Source organism: Sulfobacillus sp. TH-112 (assembly GCF_057473405.1).
In genome coordinates this window covers 1-6,273 of record NZ_JBYCKN010000174.1, presented here as the reverse complement: position 1 = coordinate 6,273, position 6,273 = coordinate 1, and the positions used below count along the sequence as shown (strand labels likewise).

Below are 6,273 nucleotides of genomic sequence, written 5' to 3'. Positions count from 1 at the left end.
TTCGATGATCACATCAATCTTCAACAGGAGGCCTCCTCTTTTGCGTACGAATAACGAACGGCACCCTGTGGCGCCCGGTTCATAATGTCATTGTCGGCGATTCATGTCAGAAAAGCAATGCACTGTACCCTCTTATGAAGAGCCTAAATCGATGGTGCCAGCCTCTCTTTCGCATGCTGACGCCAAGGGAAAAGCGAGATGCCGCGAAGCTCGGTCAGCTTGATAGGATATAATGGCCAAGAGATGTCAATCGGAGATTGGGATCATACGAGAATGAAGGAGATAAAAGAGCGTGACGGATGAGACAGCTAATGAGCGTGCGCCGTTAAGCCCGGCAACGCGCTGGTTGGTGTTGACATTTGCCGGTTCGACCACGGCTGGGGCGATTGCTTCGACCTTCGTCAACCTATTTGTTTTTGTGGTTTCTGGAAAATTGTCCTCGCTGGCCCTCTTCAATGGTGCCTATTTTTTTTCCTTAACCTTTGTCTTTTATCTCACCGGCTATCTATTTCGGCGGTCCTCGCCGATGGTGCCGTATCGATGGGGCTTAGTACTGACCGCAGCTTTTTACGGTGTGCTGCTGGCGATATTGCATCACGCTAGCCACTATATTTTGTGGCTTGGTCTCTTGCAGGGAGTGTCGCAAGGGTTCTTCTGGTTCGGGGCGAATCTGGTCACTTTCGATACCGTGGCTCCAAACCAGCGCATTCGATTTTACGGGATAAGCTCAGCGGTCGGTAGTATTTCAGGAATTGGTGGACCGCTTTTAGGGGGCGCACTGGTAAGCCTACTGCCCGGTCTACATGGATACTTATTGGTGTTTACCATTGCGTTGCTTGTCTATGCCGCGACCTACGCCATTTCCTTCTCGGTACCGCAAGGTCCGCCGTTAGGCAACGAGCCCTTGAGATTCAGTTTCTCGCTCCATCGGTATGCTCCCCTGTGGAAAGAGGCCATGGGCACATTGGTGGTTAGAGGCACGCGCGAGGCGATGACGGGATTAGCCGGAGTATTTTTGGTCTACATCACCACGCATAGTGCTTGGGTGGTGGGTGTGTATAGTAGTGTCACAGCCGGGATGCGGATGCTGGGGGCATTGCAAGTATCGCGGCGGGTGGTGCCCAACTCGAGAACCTGGGCGATGTGGCTTGGAGTTTTGGGTATGAGTGTTGGGGGTGGGTTTCTCTTTTTGCTCCACGTGAGTTGGGTGTTTGTGTTTGTCTATGGTGTGGTGATGGCGTTTAGCATGCCCTGGTTTACGATTCCCAATGAGGCAGTACCACTGGATGTCATGGACTTGGATCCGCAAGTGACCCATCGACGCGTGGCGTATATGCTATCGCGGGAAATGAGCTTGAATGCAGGCCGACTGGCGAGCATGGTGATTCTAATGGCACTCTATAGCTGGCATCAGTCACCATTTCTCTTGGTGGCGATGGTGGTGGCTACCTCGTTGGCGCAGAGTTGGGTGGCTAGTATGGCAGGCCACATTTGGACCCAAATTCTTTCCATGCACCGTCCCATCACAGACTTGCAAGGCGATGGGCAAGATTAGACCAAAGGATGCCCAAGCTCACACATAAGGGTATGATGGGAAGAGGGAGGTAGAACATGCAAAAACGTCTCGCCAATATCTCACTCGGTGTCCTGCTAGTACTTTTGATGATTGCTTTGGTGTTCCACCGTATGGGATGGTCTCCCTATTTACTGGGATTGTCCTTGGCGGGGATTGCGGGTGGTATTGCAGACTGGTATGCGGTCACAGCACTCTTTCGTCATCCCTTAGGAATGAAATGGCTACCCCATACCTCGATTATCTCTGCTAACCGCGAGCGCATCATTGATGCCTTAGCGGCGCTCGTGGAAACTGAGCTATTGTCGACGGAGTTTTTGAATCGTAACATTCAAAAAATCCCGGTTGCGGCGACGCTGATGAATGTGCTGGAACGACCGTTGTCCGGGGATATTCAGATGTTTTTTTCTCGGACGTTAAGTGGCTTTCTTGGTCAAATCCCGAGGGATCGGGTGGCCAATTTTCTGTCTCAGTTGGCAGAATCAAAGGTGGATGACATCGAAGTGTCCGATTGGATCGTCAAGGTCATCGAGTGGCTTATTCGATCCGGGCAAGACCGGGCTCTATATCTTTTCTTAGCGCAACATGCGGAAACGGCGTTAGAGCAAGTGGAGTTCACCGAAGATATGGAACGGCGACTCAAAGAGATGATAGAGCAGTACACCAAGACCGGAACACGGAAGTTTTTCTTGGGGGTATTGGAGTCTCTTGGGACGGTAGACTATCACGAACTCAGTCTATCTGTTAAGGGTGGACTGAATGATTGGCTCAAGTCGGAAAAGGGATTTGAACAGTTTGAATTAGTTCTCGTGCGCATTATGCGGGCCGTGCGCGATGATGCTTTAGTGCGCTCGAAAATTGAAGAGGCCAAGCGCGGCATGCTCGGCCAGGTCCCATGGAACACGGTAGTGGACTGGGGCGTCGCTCAGGCTACCGACGCGCTCGAGGGAGGCCAAGTGAGCGCGCAAGTGAGCGTGCTCATGGATGCAGTCCGCCGATGGCTCGAACAGGAACTAGGCGTGCAAGCGCAGATTGAGGCGTTGGTGAAAGGGCTCATGATGCGCACCGTCACCCGTTATCACTCGATGATAGGGCAACTGGTGCGTGACAACCTGCGCCAAATGGACGAGCGAGAATGGATTGATAAGCTGGAATTCTACGTCGGTCAGGACTTGCAATGGATTCGCGTGAACGGGGCCCTGGTTGGGGGCTTAGTGGGATTAATCATTACCGTTTTGACTCATCTTTGAACCATAAGATATCAATCTGGGCACCGATGAGAATGAGAAATCCCACAATGTAGAGGTACAGCATTAAGAGAATCACGGTCCCAAGACTTCCATAATACCGGTTATAGTGGCTAAAGTGGCTGGCGTAAAAGGCAAAGGCCACGGAGATAAGAATCCAGAGAATCATCACTAAGCCGGTGCCTGGGGTAAACCAGCGGCGTGTCGGTACCCGGTCAGGAAGCCAATTATAGATCATGGTAAGAATGACCCACATGATAATTAGCAGTGCCCCCCAGCGAATCGTGAGCGTAAACCAGGCACTGGGTTGTTGATGAGCCAGAGCCATCGACACTACCCGAATAATATCTGTGCCGAGCGTCATGATCGCTTCTACCACGGTGAGAAAGAGCCCGAGCACCACCCCGAGAGCGACGGAAAGGAGAACCGTCTTCCATCCCTTGCGGGTGCGTTCCGTATAGCCATAGGCATGATTGAGAGCATCAATAAGACGACGAAACGCTCCCGACATGCCATAGAGAAATCCTAAAGCGCCGACAGATAAGATGGCTGGGCTTCGGTCTCTATTCGCTGAGACAATGGTATCCTGCAGCAGGTGGCGAAGACTGGGGGCCATGAGAACTGCTCCTGGACCATGAAAAAACGCATCCAAATTGGGCAGGTGTAAGAAGCCCAACAGCGCTGTTAAAAAAAGCAGCATTGGAAATAGTGAAAAGATAAAATTATAGGCTAGTGCCGACGCATACGCCGAGGTATCGGTTCGGCCAATTGAGGTAATAAGCGCCTTCACAAAGCGACTGGTCCGTGTCATACGTTAACCTCCCCAGCACTGTCAATACCATATGGTTCGTCTGTCCCTCATTAATTTGCATGATTTTTAGATAAAAGGCTACCCTAATCGGTTGAAAGGGGGTGCCTTATGCCGCATCTGAGTATGACAGAAAATCTTTGGGCCATTTTGGGGGGCGTGTTTACCGGGTCGCTCATTACCCTCATTGGAGGGGGAGGATCGGCACTGGCGGTCCCCATCCTGACGACACTGGTAGGACTGACGCGCATACGCGTGGCTATGGGCACAACAGCAGTTTCGGTGGCGACTACGGCGCTTCTCAGTGCGTATTTGCATGCTCGGCGTGGTGCGGTCCTATGGTCGGCCGCCTTGAGTTTTACGCTTCCCGGGATCCTCGGGATCGTGTTAGGAAGTCGACTACAAAACGATTTCTCCTCTCACGTGCTGTTGGTTCTCTTGGGTATGGTGATGCTACTCAATGCATCGTTAATTCTCAAAATTGGGGACCATCAGCGCATGTGGCCTCCGCTAGCGAGACTGCCTGTGGCGCTTCGCTATGCACCACCCGGTCTTACGGTGGGGGTGTTGGCCGGTATGTTTGGTATGGGAGGCGGGTTTTTGGCGTTGCCAAGTATGGTACTGGGTGGACTGTCACTCAGTACTGCGATTGGGTCATCCGTGGTCTCTGTTGGTTCGTTGGGAGCGGCTTCAGCGGTGGCCTATACGCTGAGAGGATTGGTGGATTGGCATGTGGTGATTGAATATGCTGCAGGAGGACTTTTTGGAGCCGTGTTGGCCATGCCGTTGGCCCGGCGCTTAACGCGTCAAAAACGTCTTTTGTCGCTTTTCATGGTGGTGATGCTGACAGGTATCTCGATCTTCTTAATTGCCAATAATGTTGGGTCTCTTTACACTCATCACCGAGTGCTCTAGGATATGTCTACAAGGGGGGATATGTGATGTCAGTCCAGTTGACCATTACACCTGAGGCAGAAAAAGCCTTTCAGGAACTTTCGCAAGATAAACGCGCGGATTTTGTTCGCATTAGTGCTGCTCAGGCCTGTGGATGTGGGAGAGTGGGATATCAGATGCACTGGGAAACAGACCGTTTAGAAGACGACGAAGAATTATCCGCTGAGGGATTAACCCTTCTTGTGGGTTCGGAAGCTCGACCTCATTTAGAGGGCACCGTCATCGACTACAAAAAAGAGGCTATGTCAGAAGGCTTCTATATTTCGAACCCTAACGTCGGTGCCGGCTGTGGTTGTGGAGGTCATTAGTCTCAAGCGACCCAGTGTGCTGTTGCAAAGAGTGACGTAAACACAATGGCGAGTGCAATTGACGCCGTGAAATAGGTGGCTCGGGTCCAACGGATCCGGGCCATTATGCTGCCCATACCAATAAAAACGGGGAATGCTTCAAGGATCAATCGCGGTACCGACATCAGTGGATATGTTTGGGCGGGGAATGACACGGAGATCATTAGTGCAGCAACCATATAGATCCAAAGATAGAAGGGAATGCGCTTCACGCTTAACACGGCAACCAGAATAGCGAAGGCGAGAAAGATTAGATTAAAGAAATTGCTGGGCGCCAGAGACGGTGTTCCTGGGGCAAACAAGGTATGAAACCGAAAGTCGCTGGGGAACGCCTGAATGCCTGCGACGATGGACTGGTAAATAGTGACGGGAAATAATTCGAAGTGGCGTCCCCAATTCTTCTGGGCTGCTTCAAATACTAAGGGATCGCCGAATCGCGGAATAAGATAAATCATGTACGACAGGATGCCGAGCGGCATCCATAAGACGTGAATGAGTTTCTTGAGATTAATGCCTTCAGATCGATAAATGACCCAAAGAAAAGGCAAGACGAGTAATGCTCCGTATATGGATACGAGAGTTGCTAGCGCCCCGAGTGGGCCAGCAACCCAGTATCGACGCGTGCGGAGAAAATACAGCGACGAGGTCGCTAACATAAGAAATAGTGATTCGGAATATACTGCATTGGCATAAAAGGCTGTTGGAAAGAATGCCAGTGCCAAGAGTGTAAACCAAGCTACCTTCGGTCCGAGGTCAATCGTGACGAGCTTTCCCAAGAAATACAGTGCAATCAGGAACGATATGAGGGAAACAACAATCCCACCGATGACGCCGCCTCCAAACAGTTTCATCGCTAAGGGAAAGAGTGGGAAAAAGGCTGTGGCGGTGGGGCGATTTTGATAGCCAAAGGTAGCAATGGAAAGATACCACAATCCGTCCCAATGAACCCAAAGGCCGCCAAAAATATGATATAAAAGGCTTCCCGATGGAGGTAAGGTGCCTTCAGGTGCCTCAACCCAAGCATGAGGAAGATAAATATAGGCCAGACTCGCGACTTCGAAAAAGAACAGGCGCGACAGAACAAAGACCCAAGCGACTATTCGAATTAGCGGCCAGCCGCGCTCCCCCGGTTGATCGGCGCTTTCCAGACGAGGGGCTTCCTCTGTATAGCTTTCGCCAATAATCCAATCCTTAGCCATGAGATCTCCGTCGATGCTGATACTGAGTCTCGGAGTGTTCGTGCAATTTATCGCCTCGTACGTAATTCGCTAATAGAAACAACTGCTACGTACTCAAATTGGTCTTTGAGCTATCGGTGATGACCAGCAATTTACTGGCCGCAAG

The 6,273-nt window shown here is 51.2% G+C and carries 6 protein-coding genes; 4 read left to right on the top strand and 2 right to left on the bottom strand.

Annotated features, from left to right (window positions below; all coding sequences use genetic code 11):
- The first annotated feature begins 292 nt into the window (after positions 1-292).
- Both ACOJWD_RS12420 and ACOJWD_RS12415 read left to right on the top strand, forming a co-directional pair.
- On the top strand, positions 293-1,555 hold the full coding sequence (locus ACOJWD_RS12420) for an MFS transporter (protein ID WP_486993550.1): 1,263 nt from the start codon (positions 293-295) through the stop codon (positions 1,553-1,555).
- A 56-nt stretch (positions 1,556-1,611) separates the two neighbouring features.
- The gene (locus tag ACOJWD_RS12415) at positions 1,612-2,823 is read left to right on the top strand and encodes a DUF445 family protein (protein WP_486993549.1); all 1,212 of its coding nucleotides are present in this window, start codon (positions 1,612-1,614) and stop codon (positions 2,821-2,823) included.
- Here the strand turns inward: ACOJWD_RS12415 and ACOJWD_RS12410 are convergent.
- Positions 2,801-3,631, bottom strand: a complete 831-nt coding sequence (locus tag ACOJWD_RS12410) for a YihY/virulence factor BrkB family protein (RefSeq protein WP_486993548.1) — start codon at positions 3,629-3,631, stop codon at positions 2,801-2,803. The two genes, ACOJWD_RS12415 and ACOJWD_RS12410, sit on opposite strands and share 23 nt — an antisense overlap.
- Positions 3,632-3,739: 108 nt before the next feature.
- On the opposite strand from ACOJWD_RS12410, the gene ACOJWD_RS12405 reads away from it, so the two are divergent.
- Positions 3,740-4,543: a sulfite exporter TauE/SafE family protein gene (locus tag ACOJWD_RS12405; RefSeq protein ID WP_486993547.1), complete on the top strand. Its 804-nt coding sequence runs from the start codon at positions 3,740-3,742 to the stop codon at positions 4,541-4,543.
- A 26-nt stretch (positions 4,544-4,569) separates the two neighbouring features.
- Positions 4,570-4,890: a HesB/IscA family protein gene (locus tag ACOJWD_RS12400; protein WP_486993546.1), complete on the top strand. Its 321-nt coding sequence runs from the start codon at positions 4,570-4,572 to the stop codon at positions 4,888-4,890.
- Positions 4,891-4,892: 2 nt separating this feature from the next.
- Here ACOJWD_RS12400 and ACOJWD_RS12395 read toward each other — a convergent pair whose 3' ends face one another.
- Positions 4,893-6,128, bottom strand: coding sequence for a mannosyltransferase family protein (locus ACOJWD_RS12395; protein WP_486993545.1), 1,236 nt, complete (start codon positions 6,126-6,128; stop codon positions 4,893-4,895).
- Positions 6,129-6,273: the final 145 nt, after the last annotated feature.

Bases quoted from the DNA above. Each gene is read 5' to 3' on its own strand.
- ACOJWD_RS12415 (WP_486993549.1), top strand. From the start codon at position 1,612: ATGCAAAAACGTCTCGCCAATATCTCACTCGGTGTCCTGCTAGTACTT.
- ACOJWD_RS12410 (WP_486993548.1), bottom strand. From the start codon at position 3,631: ATGACACGGACCAGTCGCTTTGTGAAGGCGCTTATTACCTCAATTGGC.
- ACOJWD_RS12405 (WP_486993547.1), top strand. From the start codon at position 3,740: ATGCCGCATCTGAGTATGACAGAAAATCTTTGGGCCATTTTGGGGGGC.
- ACOJWD_RS12400 (WP_486993546.1), top strand. From the start codon at position 4,570: ATGTCAGTCCAGTTGACCATTACACCTGAGGCAGAAAAAGCCTTTCAG.
- ACOJWD_RS12395 (WP_486993545.1), bottom strand. From the start codon at position 6,128: ATGGCTAAGGATTGGATTATTGGCGAAAGCTATACAGAGGAAGCCCCT.